At 39.2% G+C, this 26,680-nt stretch carries 23 protein-coding genes and 1 tRNA gene; 11 read left to right on the top strand and 13 right to left on the bottom strand.

Going from position 1 to position 26,680, the window contains the following annotated elements:
- The first annotated feature begins 314 nt into the window (after positions 1–314).
- On the top strand, positions 315–1,631 hold the full coding sequence (locus B9Y87_RS16695; protein ID WP_085500102.1) for a tyrosine-type recombinase/integrase: 1,317 nt from the start codon (positions 315–317) through the stop codon (positions 1,629–1,631).
- Between the two features lie 407 nt (positions 1,632–2,038).
- On the opposite strand, the gene B9Y87_RS16690 is transcribed toward B9Y87_RS16695, so the two are convergent.
- From B9Y87_RS16690 to B9Y87_RS16640, 11 genes are all read right to left on the bottom strand, one after another.
- Positions 2,039–4,324 carry a relaxase/mobilization nuclease domain-containing protein gene (locus tag B9Y87_RS16690; RefSeq protein ID WP_085500101.1) on the bottom strand — a complete coding sequence of 762 codons (2,286 nt, stop codon included), beginning with the start codon at positions 4,322–4,324 and terminating at the stop codon, positions 2,039–2,041.
- Positions 4,321–4,710, bottom strand: coding sequence for a plasmid mobilization relaxosome protein MobC (mobC, locus tag B9Y87_RS16685; RefSeq protein ID WP_176225655.1), 390 nt, complete (start codon positions 4,708–4,710; stop codon positions 4,321–4,323). Before mobC ends, B9Y87_RS16690 begins: the two co-directional genes overlap by 4 nt.
- A gap of 609 nt (positions 4,711–5,319) precedes the next feature.
- The gene (locus tag B9Y87_RS16680; protein WP_176225654.1) at positions 5,320–7,557 is read right to left on the bottom strand and encodes a TonB-dependent receptor; all 2,238 of its coding nucleotides are present in this window, start codon (positions 7,555–7,557) and stop codon (positions 5,320–5,322) included.
- A gap of 799 nt (positions 7,558–8,356) precedes the next feature.
- Positions 8,357–9,307, bottom strand: coding sequence for a hypothetical protein (locus B9Y87_RS16675; protein WP_085500098.1), 951 nt, complete (start codon positions 9,305–9,307; stop codon positions 8,357–8,359).
- A gap of 296 nt (positions 9,308–9,603) precedes the next feature.
- On the bottom strand, positions 9,604–9,837 hold the full coding sequence (locus B9Y87_RS16670; RefSeq protein ID WP_085500097.1) for a GTP-binding protein LepA: 234 nt from the start codon (positions 9,835–9,837) through the stop codon (positions 9,604–9,606).
- A gap of 396 nt (positions 9,838–10,233) precedes the next feature.
- Positions 10,234–12,486 (bottom strand): xanthine dehydrogenase family protein molybdopterin-binding subunit, encoded by a 2,253-nt coding sequence (locus B9Y87_RS16665; RefSeq protein WP_085500096.1) that lies wholly within the window; start codon positions 12,484–12,486, stop codon positions 10,234–10,236.
- 31 nt (positions 12,487–12,517) lie between these two features.
- Complete coding sequence (locus tag B9Y87_RS16660) at positions 12,518–12,940, bottom strand: putative quinol monooxygenase (RefSeq protein ID WP_245808729.1); 423 nt, start codon at positions 12,938–12,940, stop codon at positions 12,518–12,520.
- Positions 12,941–12,957: 17 nt separating this feature from the next.
- Entirely contained in the window at positions 12,958–15,219 is a 2,262-nt protein-coding gene (locus tag B9Y87_RS16655; protein WP_085500095.1) for a xanthine dehydrogenase family protein molybdopterin-binding subunit, read from the bottom strand.
- Positions 15,220–15,235: 16 nt separating this feature from the next.
- On the bottom strand, positions 15,236–15,700 hold the full coding sequence (locus tag B9Y87_RS16650; protein WP_031445892.1) for a (2Fe-2S)-binding protein: 465 nt from the start codon (positions 15,698–15,700) through the stop codon (positions 15,236–15,238).
- Positions 15,701–15,776: 76 nt separating this feature from the next.
- The gene (locus B9Y87_RS16645) at positions 15,777–16,361 is read right to left on the bottom strand and encodes a flavodoxin (protein ID WP_262483188.1); all 585 of its coding nucleotides are present in this window, start codon (positions 16,359–16,361) and stop codon (positions 15,777–15,779) included.
- A 54-nt stretch (positions 16,362–16,415) separates the two neighbouring features.
- Positions 16,416–16,889 carry a cupin domain-containing protein gene (locus tag B9Y87_RS16640; protein WP_085500093.1) on the bottom strand — a complete coding sequence of 158 codons (474 nt, stop codon included), beginning with the start codon at positions 16,887–16,889 and terminating at the stop codon, positions 16,416–16,418.
- Between the two features lie 289 nt (positions 16,890–17,178).
- Between B9Y87_RS16640 and B9Y87_RS16635 the strand changes: the two genes are divergently transcribed.
- The 5 genes from B9Y87_RS16635 to B9Y87_RS16620 all read left to right on the top strand — a co-directional run bounded on the left by B9Y87_RS16635 (position 17,179) and on the right by B9Y87_RS16620 (position 19,455).
- Complete coding sequence (locus B9Y87_RS16635; protein WP_085500092.1) at positions 17,179–18,090, top strand: helix-turn-helix domain-containing protein; 912 nt, start codon at positions 17,179–17,181, stop codon at positions 18,088–18,090.
- A gap of 217 nt (positions 18,091–18,307) precedes the next feature.
- Entirely contained in the window at positions 18,308–18,565 is a 258-nt protein-coding gene (locus tag B9Y87_RS21840) for a hypothetical protein (RefSeq protein ID WP_139827263.1), read from the top strand.
- Between the two features lie 137 nt (positions 18,566–18,702).
- Entirely contained in the window at positions 18,703–18,954 is a 252-nt protein-coding gene (locus tag B9Y87_RS16630; protein WP_031442718.1) for a hypothetical protein, read from the top strand.
- A complete protein-coding gene (locus B9Y87_RS16625; RefSeq protein ID WP_085500091.1) occupies positions 18,951–19,220 on the top strand; it encodes a type II toxin-antitoxin system RelE family toxin in 270 nt (89 codons plus the stop codon). The genes B9Y87_RS16630 and B9Y87_RS16625 overlap by 4 nt, the downstream gene beginning before the upstream one ends.
- A 28-nt stretch (positions 19,221–19,248) precedes the next feature.
- Positions 19,249–19,455: a hypothetical protein gene (locus B9Y87_RS16620; protein ID WP_085500090.1), complete on the top strand. Its 207-nt coding sequence runs from the start codon at positions 19,249–19,251 to the stop codon at positions 19,453–19,455.
- A gap of 197 nt (positions 19,456–19,652) precedes the next feature.
- On the opposite strand, the gene B9Y87_RS16615 is transcribed toward B9Y87_RS16620, so the two are convergent.
- A tRNA-Asn gene (locus B9Y87_RS16615) sits at positions 19,653–19,726 on the bottom strand.
- Positions 19,727–19,904: 178 nt separating this feature from the next.
- Positions 19,905–21,221: an RIP metalloprotease RseP gene (gene rseP / locus B9Y87_RS16610; protein ID WP_085500089.1), complete on the bottom strand. Its 1,317-nt coding sequence runs from the start codon at positions 21,219–21,221 to the stop codon at positions 19,905–19,907.
- Positions 21,222–21,384: 163 nt separating this feature from the next.
- On the opposite strand from rseP, the gene B9Y87_RS16605 reads away from it, so the two are divergent.
- The 5 genes from B9Y87_RS16605 to B9Y87_RS16590 all read left to right on the top strand — a co-directional run bounded on the left by B9Y87_RS16605 (position 21,385) and on the right by B9Y87_RS16590 (position 26,679).
- Entirely contained in the window at positions 21,385–22,059 is a 675-nt protein-coding gene (locus B9Y87_RS16605) for an SCO family protein (protein WP_085500088.1), read from the top strand.
- A 218-nt stretch (positions 22,060–22,277) separates the two neighbouring features.
- Complete coding sequence (locus tag B9Y87_RS16600) at positions 22,278–22,520, top strand: FeoA family protein (protein WP_072859933.1); 243 nt, start codon at positions 22,278–22,280, stop codon at positions 22,518–22,520.
- Positions 22,517–24,754, top strand: coding sequence for a ferrous iron transport protein B (feoB, locus tag B9Y87_RS16595; protein ID WP_085500087.1), 2,238 nt, complete (start codon positions 22,517–22,519; stop codon positions 24,752–24,754). Before B9Y87_RS16600 ends, feoB begins: the two co-directional genes overlap by 4 nt.
- A 104-nt stretch (positions 24,755–24,858) precedes the next feature.
- Positions 24,859–25,008, top strand: a complete 150-nt coding sequence (locus B9Y87_RS21990) for a hypothetical protein (protein WP_176225653.1) — start codon at positions 24,859–24,861, stop codon at positions 25,006–25,008.
- A 138-nt stretch (positions 25,009–25,146) separates the two neighbouring features.
- On the top strand, positions 25,147–26,679 hold the full coding sequence (locus B9Y87_RS16590; RefSeq protein ID WP_139827262.1) for a carboxypeptidase-like regulatory domain-containing protein: 1,533 nt from the start codon (positions 25,147–25,149) through the stop codon (positions 26,677–26,679).
- Position 26,680: the final 1 nt, after the last annotated feature.

Here is a 26,680-nt window from a genome sequence, read left to right as displayed (position 1 = left end):
CCAATCTTCCTACCAATAAATATAAATAAAAGTGATGAAATGGAACGGAAAATAAATGTTGTCCCTATGTTGTCCCCATGAAAAGAAAAAGGCCTTACGATTTCTCGCAAGGCCTATTCTAATTAAGCTCCCCCTCTTGGGCTCGAACCAAGGACCCTCTGATTAACAGTCGGTTCATTTATAGTTTCATATGATTTTATATATGCCTAAATGCTTATTTTACAGGTGTTTTACGTATCTTTAGTTTCAGATTAAACCATATGAAACCAAAAAAAGCACGCTGAAAGCACGCTGAAAATAAATCCTTCTTCCTCATGGCCACAATTAAGATAACCTTCGATAAACGGGCATCTAACACCACTAAAGATAATAAATTCATGTTGGTTTTGTGTATTAATCATAACCGAAAAACACGCTACATTCCATTCAATTTACACCTAAAGGAAAACCAATACGATTTTAGGACAGGGAAAATCACAGGTATATTGAACTCTGTGCGCCATACTAAACGGACCCAAAAAACTTTTTCCGATGTGGATTTATGGATCGATGAGCACGAGGGTGAAATAAGGAGGTGGGATATGGATCGATTAAAATCAGAAATAGAGCAATGCTTTTTTAAAAAATCTCCCTCTCGTACAATCCTTAATTATGGGGGAGTGTATCTCCACCGACTTCGTATGGAACAGCGATTTTCAACGGCAAGCTCTTACGAGGACGCATTGAAGGCCTTAATCAAATTTCGAAAAAAACTTAAAGGTCAGGATGATACCATGTTGATTAAAACATTGTATGAGGTTAAGGAAAATGGATTGTTTCCTCTAGAGAACTTCAAAGATTTGGATATGGAAATCAAGTCTATAGACTACTCATTTTTAAAGGACTTCAAAGCCTATATGAGCAACAGGTATAAATCCAAAAATACGCCTGCCATGCACCTAAGAAGTCTTCAAGCGATTATGAACGATGCGGGAAAAGCATTTGAGGACTTAAAAGATCATAGGCCACTCTCCAATTTTAAAAAGCAGAGCCATGAAAACGCTCCAGCACCTATTGAATTGTCAGATATTCATAAAATCAGAAAATTGGAATTAGAACCAGATACTCCGATTTGGCATAATAGGAATTATCTTCTTTTTATGTTCAATAATATGGGCATGAACTTCTTTGATGTTGCAATCCTAAAGTGGTTTCAGTTTGAGGATAATCGTATCAAATATTTTCGCAAAAAAACTCATTATGAAGGAGATTATTTTAGTGTTCTTCAAAATGAAGAGTCCTTAAATATTATCCGCCATTACCTCAAGGATCAAAAAGATGAAGATTACCTCTTTCCAATTATTCCACCCAATACCACGCCAGAACGTCTACATAAGGTCAATAATGGCAAAGTCAAAATCTTTAATAAGTATGCCAATAAAATTGCAGCTTTAGCTGGTATTTCGAAAAAGATAACCACCTACACACTTCGAGATACCTGGACCAATATAGGTCTTGACATGGGTATCGATATCCGAAAAATATCATCAGGACTTGGCCATTCGAGTGTTCAGGTAACTGAAAAACACTACGGCAAAAGCGTCACTGAAAAAATACTAGATGAGATTAATGCTAAAATCACGGAATCGTAGAAGATATGCGACTTACTATTCCCGATAGAACGGTCTCACGAGAGGTTGATGAACTTATGAAACTCTCCATATTTAATAAAGATGGTAAAGAGAGGGGTACTGAATATATCATCGACACTAGCAGTTATAAGCTTTAGAAAGCCACTATTTTTATAGGATTTATGTCGAGATTAAATCCCTATTATAAAGGGTTTTCCATAAAAATGCCGCGATTGATGTCACGATTATTCGTCTAAGTATAAAACAATTTTTGGTTTTCTATTTTTCCTCCAAATTCCCATGGTGGTATATGAGATTATAATGTGCTCAACATTCCCAATCTTTAGTAACTTATGTTTTGTTCCTCCTATCCACAAAAAAGCACGAGCTAAGATGCTAAATTTCGTATTGTACCCATTGCCTAAAGCCTACATAGAAAGACCTTTGCCCTTATACTTGGAATAGTCTGTCAATTCATCCTTAAAGCCGTTGAAGGCTTCTTCCGGTTTGGGATTATCACTTCCCAACAGATTGCCCAACGCATAGACACCTATTCTCAGAAGATTTGCCTGCTTCCTGTCAATCTGTATTTTGGCAACGGTGTGCAGTGCTTCCCTCAACCCGTTTTCCATATGGTGTTCCAATATCTCAATGGGGAGGTTTGGCCTGGCCCCATCCAATACGAAAAGATAGGATGCCTTTTTATATTGTCCCCGTTCTATCAAGTATGACGACCAGAGGTTTTTTAGGTTATCCTGCTCGTTAGTTGTGATATCCTCCAAGATTTTCGCTTGGTTCTCCAAGGTCTTGTTCAGATCGTTTGATGATTCCAGATAGGCTTGTGTTTTTAGTGAAAGCAGAACATCGACCGGATACTTGGAATATATCGAACCGATGCATAGTCTCCCTTCCCTTTTCTCAAAATAAAAGCCTTTTTCATTAAAAAACGTGATATAGTCGTTCGGAGATTTCTCGAAGGATACCTGCATACGCTCTGCATATTTATGAAAGGCCTTCAGGCTCAACCGGTCAAACATTTGCCTATATGACTGGCTCATAGTTTGATAGAGGTTCGGGAACATCAATGGTAGGAACATCGAGGTCGGCCTAAGTCCAATTTCTTTGGCTGTTCTGTCGTTCATAAGTCCGTCCAATACTTTTTGGTTCTCCTTCATAAAGCCCGGGGAGGCATAAAATTCGTTTTGGTTCGGTATCGGTTCATGGCCTAAATCTAGCTTGACTCCGTACTGATAAGAATTCGCATAGGTGAGGATTCCCCTATCATATTTGGTCCCGAGACTTTTCAAAAGCTCAAAAAGGAATTCCCTTTGCCCTGGCGGATCAAAAAGCTGTTTGTCAATTACCTGTTTTATAAGTCCGGCCTTTGCCTGCAATTCCCGTTCTTCCCTTATTGATTCCATATTATAAAGCTTATCCTTTACAATATCGAACTGCAATTGTATCAGATCGCCCAGGTTTCGGTTGTCGGTATGCAGATACTTCCTAAGAAACCTAAAGCGTTCCGATTTGGCCATTTCCGTAGCTATAGACTTTATGGGCATCCTAATGATATGTTCAGAAAAAAGGGTCCTGTTCCATGAATCCTGATAGCTGCTACGATAGGCTTCCTTGATGCACCGCTGGAGCTCCAATTGCAGCTGAACGCTTTCCGCATACATCTGGGTATATTCACATTCGAACAGTGCCGGGTTTTCTAGGATTCCTATATCCTTCTCCATTTCTTTGCTATTGAGGACATATCCCGATTTGTCATATATCGAGAAATCCACTGCTTTTCCCTGTCCGTCATAGTTTAGCCTACAATACAATTTTTGATGGGATCTCAGGATATCGGGAAGGTGTTCGGGGCCGATGGTCCTGAAAAGTCCAAAAGTGGTACGCAGTTGTTTTTCCAGCCGTTTTTTGACCATGGGCAATAGCTTGGATTTTTGGTTGAGCTCAAAGACCTTTTGCAGTTTTGGACCGCTCAATTGTGGGTGGACGGTATAACCGTTGATAAATCTCGACCTGTAGCTGTCCTTTACTTCGATGCCGAACGATACGCCTATCCTACCATTGTGATTTACGGTCCTTAGCTGAATGTGGTGGGGCCTCAGAAATTCGGAAAGCTCTTTAAAGCTCCTCACCTTATACTTTTGCAAAGTGTTGTTTACAATGTCCTGCAAATAGAACCTGACCCCGTTGATGTCCTCGTTCTTGAATTGGGGCATTCCATATATCAAAAGTTCTTTTTCTTGCCGCATATCAGGAGATGGGGAGAGCCCGAACTGCTTTTCCAGGTATTTCTGGGTGGCCACGTTCCTTCTGAAATCGTTGTTAAGATTTATCTGCAGACAATCCTCCTTTATGGTGGTCGAAACGATATGGACATGTTCGTGCTTCGTATCACGGTGGCGTACTACAACAAAGGGCTGTTCCCCATAGCCCATATGTTCCATGTAAGCTTTGGAAAGTTCAAAAAAGTCCTTGTCGTCCAATTGTTCGCCACGGGGAAGATTGATAGTGGCATGTACATACCGTTTTTCGGAATCGTGCCGATTGCCGAGATAGTAGAGGACCCTTCCAAAAAACTCCGTATTGGTGTCCGTATCGGAATAGGTGTTCTGGAAGCCGAGAATGGTGCTTTCGGCCTTGCCCAATACATAGTTCAATACTCCCTGAACGCTGTTCCGATATAGAATCCTTGCTATCATTCTTGATCTTTGGTGTTGATGGTCTCCATGAGTTCAAGCACCAGTTCGCTGGCCTTTTGCATCTCCCTATCTACGTTAGCATTTGGGCTCCGCATGTTCCTGTAGTTGGCCACCTTGACCAGTTGGTTGATATTGGTACCTATCTTGTTCAATTGGTAACTGAGGTTCGAAATACCATCGGGAACCCGTTTCTCCTTAATGGTTTCCCTGTTAAGGATAAGCTTTCTTAGGAAAGGGCCAACAGTTCCCCTTTTTCCAAAATCAAGGTTATAGGACTGCAGGATGGCCTTTACTTTTTCCAGTTCCCTGCCATTGAACCGAAGCGTTATGGCATGCTCCCGTTTCCTGTCCCCCAACTGTTTTCTGCCGCCTTTGTTTCCAACCATTTTTAAATCGATTTTATCGTTTTTCACTTCGTAAGAAGTAGGCGTTTTAAGATGCTTAAAACATAACTTGCTATCTTCTTTGAAGATAAATATAGGCAATCAAAATGAATTATAACAAACTAATAATCAGCTATTTAACATCGTTAATCATATAGAACCATACTAGGCCAAATGGGTACAGATAACCGATTTATACGGTCTTATTTGTTATATAGAAATGATGGAAGAATAGGTAAACGTTTCATTTTTTTGTGTGTAGGGAGAGGAAAGGTCAAGCGGCTTTTTCCGTTTGTACTTTTGAGCGGTTCCGAGGGTGTTGAGAAACCGTAACTGGAAAGACGACCGAATGCGGATCGGCGATGTGCGTCGGCATGGTCGGCTTGGAGGTGGCGGTTTCCCAACTTCCGTAGGGGCTTGGAATAATCTATGACAAGTGCTTCTACAGAAAGTCTATATAAAGGTGGGAATAATTACACGATGTTGAATTGAGCGTGTCCCAAAAAACGTTCTTTTTATAGAACATTCCAAAATTTAGGTTTTATAGATTTAGACTAGAGGGTTAGCAAAATTAAAAGAGGTTTACTTTTGGTGGATAATCGTGCAATAGGCTTAATTATGAATATTAAAGCTGTATTGCTTACTAACAAGTTTTCCATCAGAGGTGACCCCTTCCAGTCTAAGGGTATAATTTCCTGGCAGATCACCAGTATAGAAATTTAAATTGGTTTTTGTCTTCTCGGTAATTATAACTTCAGGATTCCAGTATAATGTAGTGCGATGATCCGATATTTTATGGTAGGTTTTTTTGCCTCCATAATTTGGGTGATAGAATTCTCTTGCTTTGTAGAACCCAGGAATCACGAAATTGGCAACACCAGGCTGCTCTTTTAGCCCAGACTCAAAGCTTTGACCACTATCTGTGTATATGGCAACCACTCCATTCGTACCACGAGAACCATAGAAAGCAGCTTCTCCTCCCTTGAGAATATCCACGAACAGCACATCGTTCAATGCCGTGCTTTGAACAAAATTGGCGGATACAGGAACCCCATCTTTTAAGAAAAGTGGGTCTCCGGAGGAGCTAAAACTATTCATTCCTCTAATTCGAACATTTTGGTTCGGGAATGTGCCCAAAACCTGTACCCCTGGAACCTGAGTTAGAACGTCGAAAACAGTGCGCGATGTCCTTCCAGGTATCGAATCTGGAATTATTCTATTTTGGGCTGTGCCATAAACTGTCATTTTGTTCAATTCTTCTTCAATACTTTCCTTTCTGTTTTTTTTCTTTGCTTTTACTATAACTTCCGATAATGCATTAACCCTAGGAGAATATTCTAAATCACTTACTTTAGCTCTATATTCTTTTATAAGCTCCTCTTGAATAGGAAAAGTATTTTTATATGATTCCTGGGTCGTCAGGCTATCAATATTGACTTTTGTTTTTACGGTATCCAAATAAATAGAGATTTTTTTATTTTCGTTTTTACCAAGGATAGAAGAGGATGCATTTATAATGGCCTCAACACTATCTAAAAAGACCAAGGGTCCGAAGCTAAATCTCCCTTGTGCATCGGTCAGCCTTTTTTCTTGATATACATCTTGCCCCAAGATACTCAATGTAGTAAGGGCTTTTATTGGCTGATTACGGTTATTGAATGCCCTTGTCACTCCATTGATCATTACCCCTTTCTCTGGTAGGTACTCTAGCGGCCTACTAGATTCATTTAACAGAAAAGACTTCCAAACGAACCTTCTCCATCCATGAGTGAGCATCAATATATCCAATAATTTTTTCCGAAAATTGGAATCCTCACCAAAGAAGTAATATGGGTTTTCTACTGTATTGCCCATATCGGAATTTAACAAAAACCAACCTTTAATATTGGAATCGTTTTTATCAAAGCTCTTATCGAGGGCGACACTTATGGAAAAATCACCCTGTAAAGGTTTTCCTTGGGTGTCAGCAATAGACAAATTAAGGTCGACCTTTTCACGAAACTTGTAATCTGACCTATCCGTTGTCAAAGTAAGGTCTATCTCGTTTTCTGGATTGTCGATAAAGGTCAGGCGTTCGCAAATTGGCTCCCCCTGCTGATTGAACAAGGTGAAATGAGCAACTCCATCGGATAATTCAGAAGTAGGAAATTTAATTAAATATGATGATTTACTGCTATTTATTTTTGAATGTTTAAGGAAGATTTCACCTCGGAGATGACCCAATACTAACGTTCCCGTGAGTCCTTGGTCAATATTAGAAGAAACTTTGATTATTATTTGGGAGCCATGGTTCTTAAGCTGTATTACATATCCCTTATCCAATGCCATAGGTAAGGAGTATCTGTGCACAATTCCGCCAATATTAAGTTCAGCATAATAATTAGTACCGGTTTTAGGTGTAAAAGGAAAGACACCTATACCGAAATTATAGGTTTGAAAGGAATTGATCAAATTGCCTTTTTGGTCAAAAATGTGGCCCTTCATGGCTAATCCGTTCCCAAATTCGTCGGTTATTTTTAGGCCCAACTCGCTTTGGAGGCCTATTACTAGATTACCGCCTTCTGGAAAAAATTGAACGTTGGGCTTTGACATCTGAGAATTCCTAACTTCCCTTTCTTGTTTTTTCTCCTTTTCTGCATTAACTAATCCTACACTTTTATATTTGTCATTGATAGTCATGGGCCGGGCCAAAATTGAAATTTTTTTCTCAAATAAAACTAGATCCTCATCGTTCAGCATGTACCTGGTGTAAGCACGTATGCGATAGTCCCCCTCCGTTATGGAATCGTCAATTTCAATGTCACCGAAGGCGCTTCCATTATCGGTATAAAGTTTTCGTTTTACTAGCATACCGCCATTTGCGTCTAATAACTCAACATGAACGATGTTGCTTTTGTCACTAGCAAAATGAGTCACACCATTCACCAAATAAGATTTAAACCAGATTGTATCACCAACGATATAGAAATCTTTATCTGTTTGTATATATACTTTTTCGGGCGCTAAATTATTTACGTAAGCGCCTAGTTTCTGGGCTAGAGAGTTAATTCGTGTATTTTTTTGAGCGAGGATTTGAGAGGACCAAAAAAATAAAGGTAATGCTGTCAGCAAATATATTTTTATTCTTTCATCCATATGGTGTCAGTTTTAAAAAAGGAAATCTGTTGAGTTTAATGTCTAAAATAATCAAAGTTTATTATGATTTTTTAAATACTATCCAGATATTATCGTCATGGGCGATAACTTTCCAATTTACTATACCGCGGTTTATTTGTTCAGAAATTTCTTAAATCTCCATTACCTTAAATGTGTATTTTACTGTTGAAAATTTTATTATTTGGCAGCAACAATTATATATGTGTACTCAAAAGCATTGTTATTTTCTGCCAATAGCGAAAAATCATTTCATAAATGAGTCTTCCTATGAGCTGAAATTTGTCCAACCTCATGCACAGAACAAAGCTTTGTTGTAATTAATTATTCGAAACAACAAAGCCAGATAAAAGCTGGAAGTATCCACTTTCAGCGGCATATAACGGCCAATAAAAAGAACGAATGCATAAAGTTGGTTGTGTCCCGAAAAATGTTCGTTTAAAGAGACTATGTTCGCGCAGTCCGTCATTTAATGGCATACTTGTCTATTCGATTACTAACGGTATTTACTAAGGTACAAATTCCTTATGTTTTCGTTGGGTAAGTTAGCAGCCTGCTGGGTTTTCAAGTCTTCCGATGAATAATACTCCTTGAACGAGCCTTTTTCCAAATTTATTTTGAAGGTTATATACTTCTCTACAAACTTGTAAAATTCTATACTATTAGTATCCCAATTTTTCAAGATCGCATTCTCGTAACAATCCGTATATAATTTAGGTAAACTTTTTGATTTAAAGTCTTTAGCTAAATTTTCGGAATACACATATTCATACCAGTTGAGAAACTGATTTAATGATCCTAATTCAATTTCAGTTCCGATATAATTTTTAAATCTTGTTGATGCGTTTTGAGGCATTTTATCGCATGCATACACTTTCATTTTTTCTTTTGCTAAATGTATCAATTCAAATGCTTTTTTCGGATTTAGCTTTTTGAAGCCTCCATCAATTCTTAATTCCTCATCAAACTCTTCATTACCAACTTTTACATAAAAGTCTCTAAGGAATTGCTGAGTGTCTCCATTAGTACTTCCATAGATAATGGAATCTTTAGACCCATCATTTTTAATCCAGTTTATAGAAATGGAGTTTCCTGGATCACTGTATAAATAAACACCATTAGAATAATAATTACTACAAAAGGAAAAATAGTAAGCTTCCGGATGATCCTTTAAGAACTTAACAGTGGGTGGAGTTACCTTTGTTGTAGATAGATAAAGTAACTTAGGCAGTTCTTGCCTTAATGCATAAAAAAAGGATTTATCAGCTTGAATGTTTATAGAGTCAATGATTAAATCTCCGTCATTATTTGTAAAATAATTAAGGGCATAAATGTATATGTGATCTGTAGAATCTGGGTAGAACGCACCAGAAATTTGTACATTTTTAGGCTTTGTGCAAGTTGTAAGAACTAGCAGTAAGTAGAAATATAGATGATAATTTTTCATAGGTGCAGTATTTCTAATTACCGCCAAAGGTAGCTGAATGATCGTTTATCAAATTAATGTTTTTTCGCGAATAATAATAGTACCCTTAAACGACCAATAAATGACACGATTTTAGAAAAGGGGGCTGTCCCAAAAAAGGTTCGTGACTGTTGCAGAACTCCTAAAAATAGCAATTTTTGCTTTCACCAATGTGCGGAAATCCATAACTTAAAGGTAGGCAAGGCAGAAAGAACGATACCGAAAAATTGTTCGTCAGCTTCCAGTTCATGCAGGCGACATTAACACAAGATCCTTGATCATCCATTGAACATCTGGGTCTTTATTATATCTACTTTTATGTCCTCTAGGGACACGTTATAATTCTTTCCCACCAACAACTTATAAAAGTGGACGGAGGATTCCCTAATAATCTTTCCCCTAAGCATTTCAACATCTATTTCCCCAACGTCTTGATTCCAGATGAAACAGGAGTGTTCTTCTATCATGATTATTTTATGGGTGGCAAGGTACTCGGCGATATATGTGGCCATATTACTTCTAATAAATTTTTGGAAATTTAAATATTATTTCTGAAAGAAGATTTAAATGTCTAAACGGAATAAAAAAGTTGATCATTTTGGCGACACCTCACTATTGCGCCCGTATACCACATAAACAATGTATTTCGTAACAAAAACTTTGCTACTTGCCTCTTTGTGGTCTAATTTGGCGCATATATATTTACTTAAAGTTGTTCAAGTAAAAGGCCCCATTCCCCAAATCGGTGGCCTTTTACTATTTCCGGGATTTTTTTGGCCTCATAAATTGTCTGAAAAGGACTAAATATCGGCTCTATAAAACGGCCAATAAAAAGAGCGAGATAAGAAATTAGGTAGTGTCCGAAAAATCGTTCCTAATTTGAAACTATCTATTTTCTAACAAATTTGCTATCCGATTACATTTTCCTTGGTAAGAAAGGGTTGATGATTATGGCGTCTTCCAGTAGCTTGATATAGTGCATTGGCCAACGCTGCAAAAATTGGCGGATAGGTGGGTTCTCCGAGGCCGGTAGGGCTTACGTCACTTTTTATAAAATGCACATCGATTTCTTTTGGTGCTTCGCCCATACGTATCATACGGTAGGTGTCGAAGTTGTTCTTTTGCGGTACCCCATCCACAAAAGTCAGTTCCCCATAGAGTGCGGTACCAATACCATCTACGATTCCTCCTTCGGCCAAATTAATAGCTGCATCAGGATTTACGACGATACCACAATCGACAGCACAGGTTACCTTTTCGATAATAGGTTGATTATTCTCCCAGCGCATTTCCAACACTTGAGCGGCATAGGAATTATGACAAAAATAGGCAGCCACTCCTTTCGACAAGCCACTGTCTATATTGCCCCAATTTGATTTTTCCTTGACCAATTTTAAAACGCCGGCATATCGTAAAGGGTCATAATCATTGGTTTTTCCTTCTAGGGGATTGGTGATGGCACGGTCCAACAATTCCAATCGGAAATCAATGGGGTCTTTCCCGGCTGCCTCCGCAACTTCATCCAAAAAGGACTGTTCCGCACAGGCCATAAAGTTGGAACTAGGTGCCCTAAAGGAACCAACGGTAAGATTGGTATCGATGGTCCAATCCTCCGCCAGATAATTGTCAACGGCACCTGCAGGAAAGCGGTCCTGGTGTAATGGACTTTGTGGGATACCCCCGGTATTCACGTGGAATACGATCAATTTGTTATCCGCATCCAGACCCGCTCGAAATTTTGCCTGATAGGCCGGTCTGTAGATACCATCGGTCATATCGTCTTCCCGGGAGTAGACCAATTTTATCGGGGCGTTCATCTTTTGCGATATCAATGCTGCCTCCACTAGCCAATGGGCATAAGATCTTCGACCATAGCCACCACCCAACCGGGTCATTTGAATATCGATATTTTCGAGCGGCATTCCTAAACGTGCCGAAAGGGTTTGCTCCGTCAATTCTGGTTTTTGCAAGGGTCCGATAAGTTCCGCCTTTTCCGCAGTCACATCGGCGAAGAAATTCATGGGTTCCATGCAATTATGTGCCAAAAATGGTGCAGTATACGTGGCCTCTATAATTTTTGCAGCTCTTTTAAAGGCAGTATCAGGGTCACCGTCTCGGCGTCTTACTTCTACTCTTTTTGAGGGTATGGCATCCATTTGAGCATAATGTACGCTTGTATTTTCTAATCCGGCCGGGGTATGCTCTTGCCATTTTCGGCCAAATCGGTCCCGGGAATCTGTGGAACTTTCAATGGGTTCGCATTCCAATTTTAAGGCTTTCTTGGCATTCATGACCTCCCAGGTGGAATCACCGACAATAACCGCCACTTCATTAAAGGTCCGCGTATCAAAGAAAGCCTTTTCATATCCGTCGTTAAAAACGTTGATGGTGAAAATATCCTTGATTCCGGGCATATTTCTTGCCTCGGTATCATCTATGGACTTTAACTTTAATCCAAAGGCAGGAGGATGTACGATCATGGCTATGAGCATGCCCTCGCGATGGGTATCGATTCCGAACAACGGTTTTCCGGTCACAATTTTTTGTCCGTCCACATTTTTTTGAGAAGTTCCTATAATCTTAAAATCCCCAATATCCTTTAATTGTACTTCTTCGGGTACTTCTAGTTTTGCTGCAGCAGAGGCCAATTCCCCATAACCTGTGGAGGCACCACTTTTCTTATGATATAAAAATCCGCCCTCAGTGGTAATATCTTCCTGGGAAACTTGCCAAGTTTCTGCAGCAGCTGCGATGAGCATTGCCCTCGCGGAAGCACCTGCCATTCGAAGACCTTCCCATCCTCTTCGAATGGATTGGCTACCTCCAAGATACTGAAAGGTAAAAGCATCCGTATTTAAAGGTGCTTGTTCTACAATAACATCTTTCCAATCAACGCCCAGTTCATCGGCCACGATCATCGGCATAGACGTTTTTACATTCTGACCGCCCTCCGGATTTGGAGATAAAATAGTCACTTGTCCATTATCGGCAATCTTTAAATAACCATTGATCTTGAACCATTCCTTCGGTAATTCGTTCACCTCTTCTGGGGACATTTTACAAGAAGCCAACCAGCTAAAACCGAGCATCATGCCACCACCGGCCAGTGCCGAACTTTTGATAAAGGACCTTCTCCCTATTTTAGTTTTTACAGTAGACATGAAATTTAATTTTAATGTTTTTATTCTGTTTTTATTCTAATTTGGTAAAGATAGATGGCATGGATTCTGGGTCCATCGATTCCATATCGATCAGTTCCAAGTGCTTCACCATTTTTAGGGTGGAGGTTTTATACTTTAGAAAATGCGGGGTTTTTAAATGCGATTGGTACGCATTGGTATCTGCATAGATCTCCAGTAAACGAATTTGGTTGGGATGCTCTTTCTGGTACACGGGATAAATGCAAATTACACCCGGTTCCAAACGTACAGAGGCTTCAGACTCTTCCTTTAAAATGTCCTTATATTCCTCTAGATATTCAGGATATATTTCTAGGGCTGCAATCCTGACCATCATATTTTCATTTATTGTTGCATCATCACTTACCTGTGCTAGCCCGGAAAACGAGAAGATCATTGTTGTCACAAAGGATAAAATTACTTTTTGGTATCCCATAGAATATTTAGATAAAGTTATCCAACCAGAGGGGGTTTGTCAGTTATGAATGGTTGTTTATAGTACCTTGTACCCGTTGCTTTATACAATGCATTGGCCATAGCTCCAAATACAGGAGGAAACGGAGGCTCCCCCATACCTGTTGGGTCAATTTCATTCTGCACAAAATGCACATCGATTTCATTTGGTGCTTCTTTCATACGGATCATTTGATATTGGTGGAAATTATTTTTCTGGGGCACCCCGTCCTCAAAGGTCAATTCGCCAAAAAGGGCATTTCCCACACCATCGGTTATGGCACCTTCCGCCATGTTCGTGGCCGCATCAGGATTTACGACTACCCCGCAATCAATCGCGCAACATACTTTTTCGACAACAGGTTTTCCGTTCTCCATTCGTAGATCCAGTACATGGGCCGCATAGGAATTATGGCAAAAATAGGCAGACACCCCTCGATGCAGTGTTGTATCATTTTCTTTCCAATCCGATTTTTCCCGAACCAATTCCAAAACTCCAGCGTAGCGATCGGCATCATATTCATTAGCCTCACCGACCGGATTTTCTTTAGCCCTTTTTAATAGGTCCAATCTAAATTGAATAGGGTCTTTGTCCATGGCTTCCGCCACTTCATCCAAAAATGCCTGTTCTGCACCGGCCATAAAATTAGATCTTGGAGCTCTAAAGGCACCTATGGTAATGTTAGAATCAATGGTCCATTCTTCGGCCATATAATTATCAATGGCTCCGGCAGGAAAACGATTTGCGAACAATGGGCTCTCTGGGACACCGCCCGCCTTAACATGTAATGCCGTCAATTTATTGTTTTCATCCAAAGCGGCGCGATAGGTAGCCTGATATGCAGGTCGATAAATACCGTTTGTCAAATCGTCTTCACGGCTGTACACCAACTTGATCGGAGCATTTACTTTTTGGGAAATCAGGGCCGCTTCGACCACAAAGTGGGCATAGGCCTTACGCCCAAAACCGCCACCCATCCTAGGCATTTCCATTTCAATATTTTCTTGTGATATTCCCAAACTGCTGGCTATGGTAGGAATAATAAAGGCCGGAATCTGAATTGGGGCCGCTATTTTCACTTTATCACCTTCCACATGCGCGAAAGCATTTAAAGGCTCCATACTATTGTGGGCAAGAAAAGGGGCCGAATAGCTTCTTTCCACTATTTTTGCTGCATTTTTAAAGGCAGCCTCTGGGCTACCATCTTTGCGAACAATCTTTCCTGGCTTGGCCGCCAGTATTTCCATTTGTGCTTTATGAGCGGTTGTGGATTCCAGTCCAGCAGGTACATTTCTCGTTTCTTTACCTCTAAATCCGGCGATTGTTTCTGAAAAGGCAGAAGTGGGTTGCCATTCCACATTTAACTTTTTCTTCGCCTGCATGACCTCCCATGTAGAGTTACCCACAATTGCCACCAATTCGGGAAAAGCGTTCGTATCGAACCCGCCTTTTTCAAACCCGTCTTTAAAGCTTTTAATGGTAACTACATCCTGTATGCCCGGCATGGCTTTGGCCGTTTCACCATCAACCGATTTTAAGGTCATGCCAAAAGCAGGCGGATGTACGATCATGGCGATTAACATTCCTTCCTTTTGAAGATCCATTCCAAACAAAGGCGCACCGGTAACAATTCTTTTCGCATCTACATTTTTTTGTGAGCTACTTATCAGTTTAAAATCTTTTACTTCTTTCAATTGCACTTCTTCTGGCACATCTAGTGTCGCTGCAACCGAAGCCATTTCCCCATAACCGGCCGATTTTTTCGTGGCGGCATGTTGCAATACCCCAGCCTCCGCAATAATTTCTTCTACGGGAACCTGCCATGTTTGTGCAGCCGCTTCTTTTAACATATGCCTAGCGGTTGCACCTGCCATTCTAAGGGGTTGCCATCTAGCACTTATTCCCCTACTGCCCCCCGTGAATTGAAATCCATACTTTTCTGAATGGTATGGTGCCTGTTCAACTAGTACGTTTTTCCAGTCCACATCTAACTCTTCTGCCACCAACATTGGCATGGATGTCCTTATATTCTGACCAAATTCCGGATTGGGCGTATAGATGGTTACGATACCATTATCACCAATTTTAAGATAAGAGTTCATCTCGAACCATTCTTTGGGCATTTCCATACCGGCCGTTTCCTTGGCCTGTTCTGGCTTACAGGAATTTAAAAAACTAAATCCAAGTACCAATCCCCCACTTGCCAAACTGGTATTCCTAATAAAAGCCCTACGTCCAATGTGTGTGTTTATCTTTGTCATCTTCTAATTTTTCTAATTAAACGCCTTCGGTATTTGCGGCTGTTTTAATTGCCTTTTTAATTCTTGTATACGTTCCGCAGCGACAGATATTACCGTTCATGGCAGATTCAATTTCTTCATCAGAAGGATTAGGATTTCTTTTCAATAAGGCGGAGGCTGACATTATCTGTCCTGCTTGGCAATAACCACATTGAGGTACATCAATTTCCATCCAAGCATTTTGAACTGGATGATCGCCGTTTTCAGACAAACCTTCAATGGTTGTGATTTCTTGTTCACCAACCGCTGAAACCGGAAGTTGACAGGAGCGAACCGCATTGTCACCCAAATGTACCGTACAGGCACCACATTGGGCAATACCGCAGCCGTATTTTGTGCCTACTAATTTTAGATGATCACGTAAAACCCAAAGCATAGGAGTAGTGGGATCTATATCTACTACTTGGGTTTTTCCATTGATTTTTAGATTGAAGTTTGCCATGATTTTCGTGTAAGTATATGAATTTGTTGAATTTACAAAATTTATTGTTCTCGGTATGATATGGCACCGTTAAATACTACCGTAGCATACCAATCTTTTGAAGCCAATTTTTCACTTCAGATTTTACTTCTACCACCCTATCCTCCTTAATGTACAAATAAACGCCATCGCGTTCTATTCCTCCCTTAATGGAGAATACTTCCAATATGGTGCTGTTAGGGCACAATTTCCCTATTGTTCGTAAGCTGCTTCCCAACCCGTATCCTGAGTGAGTATTAAAAGGAATGACGGTCTTACCCGTTAAATTGTAATCATTTAGAAAACTTTTTACAGGGGGTGGCAACTGCATCCCCCATGTAGGAAAACCCAAAAATATAGTGTTATATTTAGCTAGCTCTAACTTAATTTTAAAAGGAGGTAGAAAACCACTTTCGTTTTCTTCAGAAACTTGTTTTACAATGGCCTTATAATCTGCAGGATAGGGGTTTTGAAGTTCTACAGGAATCAAATCCCCGCCTACCTCTTGTTGTATCATTTCGGCAACCGCTTTGGTGTTGTTGGTTCGTGATAAATAGACTATACAAGTCTTGTCTGACTCTTGCGGTTTTAGACTCAGAATACAAAAAATTATACAAGTGAATAAAATAGTTTTTAGTGACATTCTCATTTTATTCATAGAAAATTAATTCAAAAGGTCTTGAAAGTGTAACCGTACTTATTTACTGAGTTTTTCAGCGACATCATCATAATATTCTTGAGTAAGGACCTCGGTCCAAGTGGTCGGATTTTCTCCTCCATATATAGCTAAATAAGTAACATCACTTTCTTTGGTGGAAGAATGCCAATGCTCTATATCTTTTTCACAATTAAGGACATCACCTTCTTTAAGAATGATTGGCTCTTTTCCTCTTTCCTGATAGTAGCCTTCGCCCTCAACATAAATCAAAACTTGAGCGGAGGCGTGCTTATGCCAGTCCAGCGTAGAATTTGCCTTAAAGTTGGCTTTGGTTATGTGAAAGTTTAAATCTCCCTCTACCTCTAGTACTCCATTTAACCAGGCCTCACCAATATAATGTGTATTTGGAGCCTTAAAGCCCTCGTCTTGATAAGACGAGATAGCATAATCATCTTGTTGGGCAAAAGTACCTAGGGGGATAATAATAAGTAATGTCGTAATTAGATTTTTCATTTTTTATATCCTTTATTTATTCTTCTTTTAGTTTACTATTAAAGAACTCATTTATAGTTGCCTCCTTTTATTGATTCTATTACTACTACTTCCAAAACTGAAGTCAGAGGTGCTCTAAATAAAATCATTCTCATCTCACTTTAATTTTACTCCATTCAAAAATACCTAAAGAAAATAGGAATTGTAATACCCAAATTACGGATATTCGTACCATTATTACAGATTGAAAGCGATTGGTTTGCTGATCTGGTAATCAGTAACTTATCTTTAACTGAAAATTTAGAAGATCATGCAGAACATTTTAGAAATCAATACAGTTGCCGATTATTTGAAATTGCGCAATTCTAGGGTATTGCATCCTTTGGTCGGTATTGTCGATTTTAACAATGTGGATAAATCCGGCTATACAAAACCCGAATATGATGGTTTTCATTTTAAATGCTTTGCAATTTTTTTAAAGGATGCCGAGGGCTGCAAATTGAAATATGGCGGTAAAGACTATGATTATGATGAAGGCACCCTTGTTTTTATGGCCCCAGGCCAAAATGTGGAATTTGGCGACTACGACCCCGATTATAAGCCCAAGGGCTATGCCATGATTATTCATCCTGATTTATTGTTAGGTACGGATTTGGCCAGAAAAATGAATCAGTATAGTTTTTTCTCGTATGCCAGCCATGAGGCGTTACATTTGTCCGCCAAAGAGCGCACAATCCTTTTAAGCTTGATCGATAAAATTCAATATGAACTGGAGCAAAATCTGGACAAACACAGCAAGAAATTGATTGTTGCCAACATAGAACTGTTTTTAGATTACTGCCTGCGATTTTATGATCGGCAGTTTTTGACTCGCGAGGTAGCTCACCAAAGTTCTTTGGAAAATTTTGAAACTCTTTTGAACGAATATTTCAATTCTGAAAAACCCCGAAAACATGGACTGCCCTCCGTAGGCTATTTTGCCGAACATTTGCATTTAAGTGCAAACTACTTTGGAGATCTGGTCAAAAAAGAAACGGGCTATTCTGCCCAGGAATATATACAGAACAAACTTATTGACGTGGCCAAGGAAAAGGTCTTTGATCCCAATAAAACGGTCAGCGAGATTGCCTATGAATTAGGTTTTAAATATCCACAGCACTTTAGCCGTTTGTTCAAACAGAAAGTAGGGCATTCGCCGAACGAGTTTCGGCAGGTGAATTGAATTAATCAAAATCCACAATTCTATCCGATATGTTTTTCATGGCCCTATAAAACGGCTTATTTACGGTACAATTTTGAGACTAATGATATTCTTTTATCTAGGTGTCCCATTCTTGGTCCTTTATAATAGTTTCGTTAATTAACCTTTTACGGAACTAAATAAGTATATTTAAATGACCGTTTTTTTGAACTTTCAATTTTAACAAGGAATATATTTATTGGACGAAACTGAAGCTGCACTGTCCCCGTCCAAGCAGCTTTCGTTGCTATACTTCATCAAGGAACATCTTAGGCACAACATATCACAGTTCATTGTAGCTACTCATTCCCCTATGCTAATGGCCTATCCAGGGGCGACAATTTACCAAATTTCTGATGATGGTATGAAAAAAGTTGATTTTGAAGATACCGATCATTATTCAATAACAAGGTCATTTTTAAATAATCCCGATGCTTATCTTAGACATCTAGAATGATTTACCAAAGTTCACTTGAAGGATACATTTGCTAATCATTTAAGAAGTGTCAAAATTACGGACTATTTCAAAATAAGAAAAGTGTATATTATATACATAGTATATTTATTGTATATTTGTTTTATAAAATGTTGATCATGAAAAAAAACATAGACATAGACGAAACAATTTTGACTAAACTTAAAATCTTATCGGCATTCGAGAATATGAGCGTAAAGGCTCTTATGGAAAAGGCAGTATCATTTTTCGTGGAACAAAAGGAGAAAGAACGCTTGAATGCTCTTTCGGATGAAGAAAAAGAAGATTTAGGACTTCTCCTACTAATGCAACAAGTAGATAGGACAGAAACAGTAAGCAGAGAAGATGTTATGAATGCCTTAGACGAATGAAAGTTATATTCCTAAAGAGTTTTCTTAGTGACATTAAGAAAATCAAGGACAAGGGGTTAAAATCAAGAATAAAGAAATTGATTCTTGAAATTGAAGCTGCCAAAAGTTTAGAAGAAATAACTGGCGTAAAAAAAATGAGGGGCTACTCCATTGCTTACCGAATAAGAATGGGCGATTATAGATTAGGACTCTATAAAGAAACCGATTGTGTCGAATTAGCAAGGTTTCTGAAACGCAATGATATTTATAAAATTTTTCCTAAGTAATATTCTATTTGAAGTTTAAATATAGGACATGTTAGAAGATGGTTTTAGGTCGCATAGATATAGTGATATAGTGGGCAACCTAAGGGATAATGGTTTTCTGACCGCTGAGGATGTCAGAAAGCTGCTAAAAGAATATACAACTACCCAAAAAATTACTTTTGATTGTATAGACGATGAAAAGGCCAAAATTGTATCTGAAGCGTTAATTGATAATTATAATCGGTCAAGGTCTTAATAAACGATGAATTGGATTCTGTGAGGAATCTACCTTGTATTGCTTTCAAATTAAAGAAAAGAATACCGCACACACTTTCCCTTTTTTTAGTAAATACCTACAGAATTGAAAAAATCCGTTTCAAAAAAAGCACGCTGAAAGCACGCTGAAAATTAAAAAAGGCAGCTACATTTTCATGTAACTGCCTGATTATCAAGCTCCCCCTCTTGGGCTCGAACCAAGGACCCTCTGATTAACAGTCAGATGCTCTAACCAACTGAGCTAAGGAGGAGTGTATGTATTTTAAAATCTCTTTAAGAACGTTTCTTCCAACCTCCCAACACTATCGGGATAAGCTAAGGAAGAGTGTATTTTTATCGCCTAAGCGGGTGCAAATATAAATGTTTTTTCAAATACGCCAAACAATTAATGGCTGTTTTGCACCTAAATTTTAAAATTATTTATTTCCCCTATAAAAACTTCTTGATGATATTCCAGATATCGTTTCCAAACACCACTGCCATAAGCCCCATAAGTATAACAAAACCAATTATTTGACCAGTTTCCAACACCTTCTCACTCGGTTTCCTACCAGATATTATCTCATACAACAAGAACATTACGTGTCCCCCATCCAAAGCAGGTATAGGGAGAATATTCAAAAAGGCCAACCATACGGAGAACATGGCCATGAAATTAAAAAAATAAACCCAGTCCCATGTGGGCGACATCAATTCCACTATTCCAATAGGACCCTTTACTTGTTTGTAGGCCCCTGTCTTTGTATTAAAGATTACCTTAAACTGTCTTATTTGATCTGTCAAAACCTGAATGGTACGTTTAAAACCCGCAGGGATGGCTTCTAAAAAGTTGTAATTATCGGTTACCCTAAGATCGGTAAGATCCAACTCTATCCCAATTATTCCTTCATCGGGAACGGTCAATTCCAAATGTTCCGTACTGCCATTGCGCAAAACACTGATATCCAATTTTTGATTGGCAGATGCCCCAATCTTACTTCTAAATTCGTCCCAATATTGGGTATCTACTCCGTTGACCCCTTTAATTTCATCACCTGGCATTAATCCAGCCTTTTCCGCTACCGAATTGGGCTGTACCTTGGCAATTATAGCCTTAGACCTATATCCCAAGAAATTCTTTCCCTGGGTAGCAAAAACGGTCTCCTTGCCTTCATCCGATAAGGGCACTGTTATTTCGCGCCCATCCCTTTTCACTGTAACCTCATCCCCAAGGATAATATCCAAAACGGCCTCATTGAATTTTCTGGTCTTCTTATCATCCACCATCAAAATTTGATCGCCGGTCCTTAATCCCAACTGTTCCCCTATAGAATCTACTACAATACCATATTTTAGACTATCCGAGGGAATATAGGTGTCGCCATTGGAAAACAACAACACGGTATAAATTACCCAGGCCAATAAAAAATTGACGATTACCCCACCGGTCATAATAATAAGTCGTTGCCAAGCTGGTTTGGATCGGAATTCCCAAGGTTGTGGCTCCTGCTTCATTTGCTCGGTATCCATACTCTCATCGATCATCCCGGCAATCTTTACATAACCGCCCAGAGGCAACCAACCAATTCCGTACTCGGTGTCCCCTATTTTCTTTTTGAACAAGGAAAACTTGACATCAAAAAACAAATAGAACTTTTCTACCTTGGTCTTAAAATATTTTGCGGGAAAAAAATGGCCCATTTCATGAAGGATCACCAAAATGGATATGATGAGTACAAACTGTACAATCTGTAGTGTTAAGGTCATTAAGTATTTTTTTTAAACTTTAAAAACGCACAAAAGTACATTATTACGTGGTCTTAAAAAAAAAACTATTCCCCACACAGGTCTTTTTAAGAAAGATTTAGTAGCAATCCCTAATTAGCTACTTGAAATATATAGTGGTCTACCTTACCTTTACCAAAAAAAAATGCGTTCGTTTTTTGCCAAATTCAAATTCCTCGGCATTGTACTTCTAATTGTTTCTGCAGTAATTGTCTCCCTCTTTTACAATGCCTTGCAGCCCAAAGAAATCCTGCCCGTCTACCAACCGGCCATGGTAAATTTTGAATTGGTGGACAGCACCCTGCAACATGTAAAAAAATACCACACCATTGCCGATTTTGCATTGACCAACCAGAACGGGAAATTGGTGACCCAAAAAGACTACGAGAACAAAATTTATATTGCCGATTTTTTCTTTACCACCTGCCCCACAATTTGCCCCATAATGACCAAAAATATGGCAGGTATCCAGGACAAAATTTTAAACGACGATGATGTAATGCTGTTGTCACATTCGGTAACTCCGGACATTGACTCCGTTCCGCAACTAAAAAAATACGCTATGGAAAAAGGGGTTAAGGACAGCAAATGGAATCTGGTTACGGGCGATAAGCGACAGATCTATGAACTGGCCAGAAAATCGTACATGGCCGTTAAGACTGATGGCGATGCAGGTCCCTACGATATGATCCATACCGAAAACTTTATTCTGGTAGATAAGGAACGAAGGATCAGGGGATTCTATGACGGTACAAACACCGAAGAAATGGAGCAGCTGCTGCGCGACCTGAAAATATTGAAATCTTCCTATGAGGAATAATGTTTAGGCATAGCTTGGGCCAACAAAGTTTAAAATATTAAGGTAGATCCATTTCTGCCAATTCAACAAAACGTACATTGTTCTTACTAAAAAATGGGCCTCCCATCTTCAAACCAAGGCAGCTCCCCTTTTATACCTTTAACTTTTTATGGTTTTAGCTGTTTACTTCATCTTTTTCTTTTATTTTTGTGCTTAATTAAAATCAATCTAAATAAAAATTGATTACAACGGTAGCACATTTAAGGCGAGGTCAAAAGGGAATCATCAAAGAATTTGCCGATGGAATTCTTCCCATTAAACTATTGGAACTGGGTTGTTTGCCAGGCAACGAAATAGAATTGGTACAGGTAGCCCCTCTTAAAGACCCTATTTACATTAACGTTAACGGTACCCATATTGCCATTAGGCGTTCTATGGCCGCTCTAATAGAATTAGAAATTATTGAAGATTCCCCACTATGAGCAAACAGATCAAGGTTGCGCTTATAGGCAATCCCAATACCGGTAAAACTTCGGTCTTTAACCAACTTACAGGATTAAAACAAAAAGTAGGGAACTACCCCGGGATTACTGTTGAAAAAAAAGAAGGGGTCTGTAAATTGCCCAGAGGTGTAAAAGCCCATATTCTAGATCTTCCCGGTACTTATAGCCTTAACACCACTTCCTTGGACGAGAGTGTAGTTGTAGAACTACTTCTCAACAAAAATGACAAGGATTTTCCGGATGTTGCCGTCGTCATCAGCGATGTTGAAAACCTTAAAAGAAACCTGCTTCTCTTTACACAGATCAAGGACCTTAAAATTCCGGTCATCTTGGTCATCAACATGGCCGATCGTATGTCCAGGACGGGTATCTCTTTGGACATTGAATTGTTGGAAGAAAAGCTCGATACCAAAATTGCACTGGTAAGTACCAGAAAGGGAACCGGCATAGATAGGATCAAAGAATTGATCGCCGATTATAAAAATCTTTCCATTGCCCCCAATGTGGACACTACGGTAATTGCACCCGAGTATTTTGAAAAATTGAAGGCCACCTTCCCCAAAGAAGATCTTTACAAACTATGGCTGGTAATTACTCAGGATGTAAATTTTATGCCCATAGAAAAGAATCCGATCAACATTACCGCCTCTTTTGCCACCAAATCCAAATCTGAATTAAAGCGACTTCAACAAAAAGAAACCATTCTTAGATATCAATTTATAAATGGTATCCTAAAACAGGCCTATAAGGTAGATATAAATGCCGCCAAGGGACTCAGAGCTACCTTGGATAAGGTGTTGACCCATAAAATATTCGGATATCTTATCTTTTTCGTCATCCTATTGACAATTTTTCAAGCCATATACGATTGGAGCAGTTATCCAATGGATTTTATTGATGAATCCTTTGCCTCTGCCAGCGAATGGGTAAAGGACACTTTGCCACCTGGCGTATTTACCAATTTAATTGCGGAAGGAATTCTGGCTGGTATAGGTGGGATCGTTATTTTTATTCCACAAATAGCATTTTTATTCCTATTCATTGCCCTATTGGAGGAATCTGGCTATATGAGCCGGGTTGTTTTCTTAATGGATAAATTAATGCGGCCCTTTGGTCTAAGTGGTAAAAGCGTTGTGCCATTAATTTCCGGAACGGCATGTGCCATTCCAGCCATTATGGCCACAAGGACCATTGAGAATTGGAAAGAGCGACTGATTACCATTTTGGTTACCCCATTTACCACCTGCTCTGCCCGCCTACCCGTATATCTGATCATAATTGCCCTGGTAATTCCGGAAGGAAGATTTTTGGGGCTGAGCTATCAGGCACTGACCTTAATGCTCCTTTATTTAATGGGATTTGGAGCGGCAATACTTTCGGCGATGATCCTGAACAAGATCATGAAGATCAAGAGCAAGACCTTTTTTGTCATGGAAATGCCCAATTATAAGTTACCACTTGTTAAAAATGTGGTGTACACGGTTTGGGAAAAGACTAAAAGTTTTGTGCTGGGTGCCGGTAAAATAATATTGGCCATCTCCATTATTTTATGGTTTTTGGGCTCCAACGGCTTTTCCGATGATTTTGAAAATGCAGAGGCTATTGTTACGGAAAATATAAAAAATGAAGGATTTTCAGACTTTAACAAATCCAATATACAAAGTACCATGGCCAGCTATAAATTGGCACTACAGGATAGTCTAAACTCCGAAGTCTACGCCTTGGACCAAGCGGCTATAAACGACTCCCTAAGAATTAAGGAAATGGCCTTAAACGAAAAGGCCATCAATCAGGAAATTGCCAGTTATAAGCTGGAAAATTCCTATATGGGATATATGGGTAAGGCCATAGAGCCTGTTGTACGTCCGTTGGGATATGATTGGAAAATTGGTATAGCCGTATTGACTTCCTTTGCCGCAAGAGAGGTCTTTGTGGGTACCTTGGCAACCATTTACAGTGTGGGCAGCGATGAAGAGGACACTATAAAGAACAGAATGGCCGCCGAAATGGATCCCAAAACAAAAAAACCTTTATTTAATCTGGCCTCAGGGATATCCTTGTTGCTTTTCTATGCCTTTGCCATGCAATGTATGAGTACACTGGCCATAGTAAAAAGGGAGACCAATACTTGGAAATGGCCAACAGCCCAGCTGGTTTTTATGAGTCTTTTTGCGTATATTGTAGCATTGATCGCTTACCAAATCTTAAAGTAATCGGGAGGATGAACAAATGGAAAGAATATAACAAACTATGGTTCCAATAGAGTAATTACAGCCATATACTTTTATCTGTTCAACCCTTAAAACGTGAATTAAAAATGAGTATTCTTCAACATATTCTGGTCTATATCACGGTTGCCCTCGCATTCGGGTATCTCTTAAAGAAATTTCTATTGCCAAAATCGTTGTTTGCAGGAAAAAAACGAAACTCCAAAGCCTGTGGTGATGGGGATTGTGGTTGTCATTAATCTTTTCACACATCCCATTTAATTGCCATAACAGCACTGCCGTTAGCTGAAAAAAGTATTCCAGTGTCTTAAAATATTCACAAGTCCATTGCATTCAGAATTCCAATTCCTTAATTTGGTGTTCTTTAGACCACTTCTATGCTTATAAATAGAACCGTAATTACCGCGCTTTTAATTGTCTTTGGATTTTTCTACAATCAGGCCCAAATTATTAGCTCTGTGGTAAGGGACTCCGCAAACCAACAACCTATTCCCTACGCCACCGTACAATTATCCAATAAAAAAGGCGTAATTACCAATGAGGAAGGGCGCTTTAGTTTACTCCTGGATGCGAACACCAAGGAAACCGACTCCCTTTTTGTTTCATGTATGGGATATGAAACCTTGGGCAAGCCATTGAACGAATTTAAGGAAAGCGTAATTCTTTTAAATGCCAAACCCATTGAACTAAATCCGGTTATTGTCAGCAATAAACAATATACCGCAGAAGAACTTATTGAACAGGTAAAAATCAATATCGATAGAAATTACGGTACCAGCCTCACCAAAAAGCGCGTATTCTTTAGAGATTCCTATCATCAAAACCTAACAAAAAGGGACTATACGTTCAAGGAATCCACTATAGACGCCCTCAACAAAAAGTTCTTGGACAGTGTACTGAATTCCATCCCTAAACAATCCAGTCGCTACACCGAGATCCTAGGTGACTTCTATGGCAACTTTGAAAAAGACAACCAAAAACTGACGCTAATAAAAGCTTCGGACCTTTATGATAAACAAAGTGAACTGGACCTAACTTCCCTAGAGGAAAAGTTCAATGATATTTTAAGGAAGAATATAAAGCCCGATTCCTATTTCAAAATAAAATCGGGGCTATTTGGCACTAAGGTGGATGCGGACGAATTTATGACCTTCGCCACCGATTCCACCGATGCCGAAGCCCTGAAGAACGAACTGGCAGAAAAGAAAAAAAAGGAAGAGGAGCGCAAGAAGAATTTTGCCTCCTTTAAAAAGGGAAGTTTGGGAAAAATTATGGAAAAACAGTTCTTTCTCAAGGATTCCGACCTCAACTTTATCAACAAAGACAATCGCTACGATTTTAAGATGATAGACTTTACCTATTGGGGCGATGATGCGGTGTATATTTTGGATTTTGAGCCTAAAAGGGGTGCAGACTACAAGGGAAGGTTATTTATAAATGCCGATGATTTTGCCATTATCCGATTAGATTACAACAATGTTAAATCATTGAGGACCTTTAAACTTTTAGGCATTTCCTTGGATCAATATTTGGACAGGGGCAAAATGATCTTCTCTAAAAACGAAGACGGATTTTATTATTTGCGCTATTTTGAAGAGGAATTAGGGGCAAAAGTGGGCATAAAAAGACCCCTAAAAATAATTGAACTGAACAAACGAGTTAAAGGCAGGAACAAACAAAATGAACTTCACTTAAAATTGGATATGGCCAGCAGCGGTATAAATAAGCACGAACTTATCCTTTTTGATACTGAGGATATCACACAACAAGAGTTCAATTCCATTAAAGAAAATAACACGGTACTTCCCACTTATATGCCCAACTATGATCCAGAATTTTGGAAAGGATATAACATCTTGGAACCCAATCAGGCCATTAAGGATTTTACGGCACAAGTGGAGATCGATTAAA

Origin of the sequence: Arenibacter troitsensis (assembly GCF_900177645.1) — a bacterium.
In the GTDB taxonomy this organism is placed as follows: domain Bacteria; phylum Bacteroidota; class Bacteroidia; order Flavobacteriales; family Flavobacteriaceae; genus Arenibacter; species Arenibacter troitsensis.
This window is presented reverse-complemented; position numbering and strand designations above follow the sequence as displayed.

Bases quoted from the DNA above. Each gene is read 5' to 3' on its own strand.
- mobC (WP_176225655.1), bottom strand. From the start codon at position 4,710: ATGGTTGGAAACAAAGGCGGCAGAAAACAGTTGGGGGACAGGAAACGG.
- B9Y87_RS16695 (WP_085500102.1), top strand. From the start codon at position 315: ATGGCCACAATTAAGATAACCTTCGATAAACGGGCATCTAACACCACT.
- B9Y87_RS21990 (WP_176225653.1), top strand. From the start codon at position 24,859: ATGAGTATTCTTCAACATATTCTGGTCTATATCACGGTTGCCCTCGCA.
- B9Y87_RS16630 (WP_031442718.1), top strand. From the start codon at position 18,703: ATGAAAAAAAACATAGACATAGACGAAACAATTTTGACTAAACTTAAA.
- B9Y87_RS16635 (WP_085500092.1), top strand. From the start codon at position 17,179: ATGCAGAACATTTTAGAAATCAATACAGTTGCCGATTATTTGAAATTG.
- B9Y87_RS16660 (WP_245808729.1), bottom strand. From the start codon at position 12,940: ATGGGATACCAAAAAGTAATTTTATCCTTTGTGACAACAATGATCTTC.
- B9Y87_RS16605 (WP_085500088.1), top strand. From the start codon at position 21,385: ATGCGTTCGTTTTTTGCCAAATTCAAATTCCTCGGCATTGTACTTCTA.
- B9Y87_RS16655 (WP_085500095.1), bottom strand. From the start codon at position 15,219: ATGACAAAGATAAACACACACATTGGACGTAGGGCTTTTATTAGGAAT.
- B9Y87_RS16620 (WP_085500090.1), top strand. From the start codon at position 19,249: ATGTTAGAAGATGGTTTTAGGTCGCATAGATATAGTGATATAGTGGGC.
- B9Y87_RS16680 (WP_176225654.1), bottom strand. From the start codon at position 7,557: ATGCTAGTAAAACGAAAACTTTATACCGATAATGGAAGCGCCTTCGGT.
- rseP (WP_085500089.1), bottom strand. From the start codon at position 21,221: ATGACCTTAACACTACAGATTGTACAGTTTGTACTCATCATATCCATT.
- B9Y87_RS16590 (WP_139827262.1), top strand. From the start codon at position 25,147: ATGCTTATAAATAGAACCGTAATTACCGCGCTTTTAATTGTCTTTGGA.
- B9Y87_RS16665 (WP_085500096.1), bottom strand. From the start codon at position 12,486: ATGTCTACTGTAAAAACTAAAATAGGGAGAAGGTCCTTTATCAAAAGT.
- B9Y87_RS16690 (WP_085500101.1), bottom strand. From the start codon at position 4,324: ATGATAGCAAGGATTCTATATCGGAACAGCGTTCAGGGAGTATTGAAC.
- B9Y87_RS16650 (WP_031445892.1), bottom strand. From the start codon at position 15,700: ATGGCAAACTTCAATCTAAAAATCAATGGAAAAACCCAAGTAGTAGAT.
- B9Y87_RS16645 (WP_262483188.1), bottom strand. From the start codon at position 16,361: ATGTCACTAAAAACTATTTTATTCACTTGTATAATTTTTTGTATTCTG.
- feoB (WP_085500087.1), top strand. From the start codon at position 22,517: ATGAGCAAACAGATCAAGGTTGCGCTTATAGGCAATCCCAATACCGGT.
- B9Y87_RS16670 (WP_085500097.1), bottom strand. From the start codon at position 9,837: ATGGCCACATATATCGCCGAGTACCTTGCCACCCATAAAATAATCATG.
- B9Y87_RS16640 (WP_085500093.1), bottom strand. From the start codon at position 16,889: ATGAAAAATCTAATTACGACATTACTTATTATTATCCCCCTAGGTACT.
- B9Y87_RS16625 (WP_085500091.1), top strand. From the start codon at position 18,951: ATGAAAGTTATATTCCTAAAGAGTTTTCTTAGTGACATTAAGAAAATC.
- B9Y87_RS16675 (WP_085500098.1), bottom strand. From the start codon at position 9,307: ATGAAAAATTATCATCTATATTTCTACTTACTGCTAGTTCTTACAACT.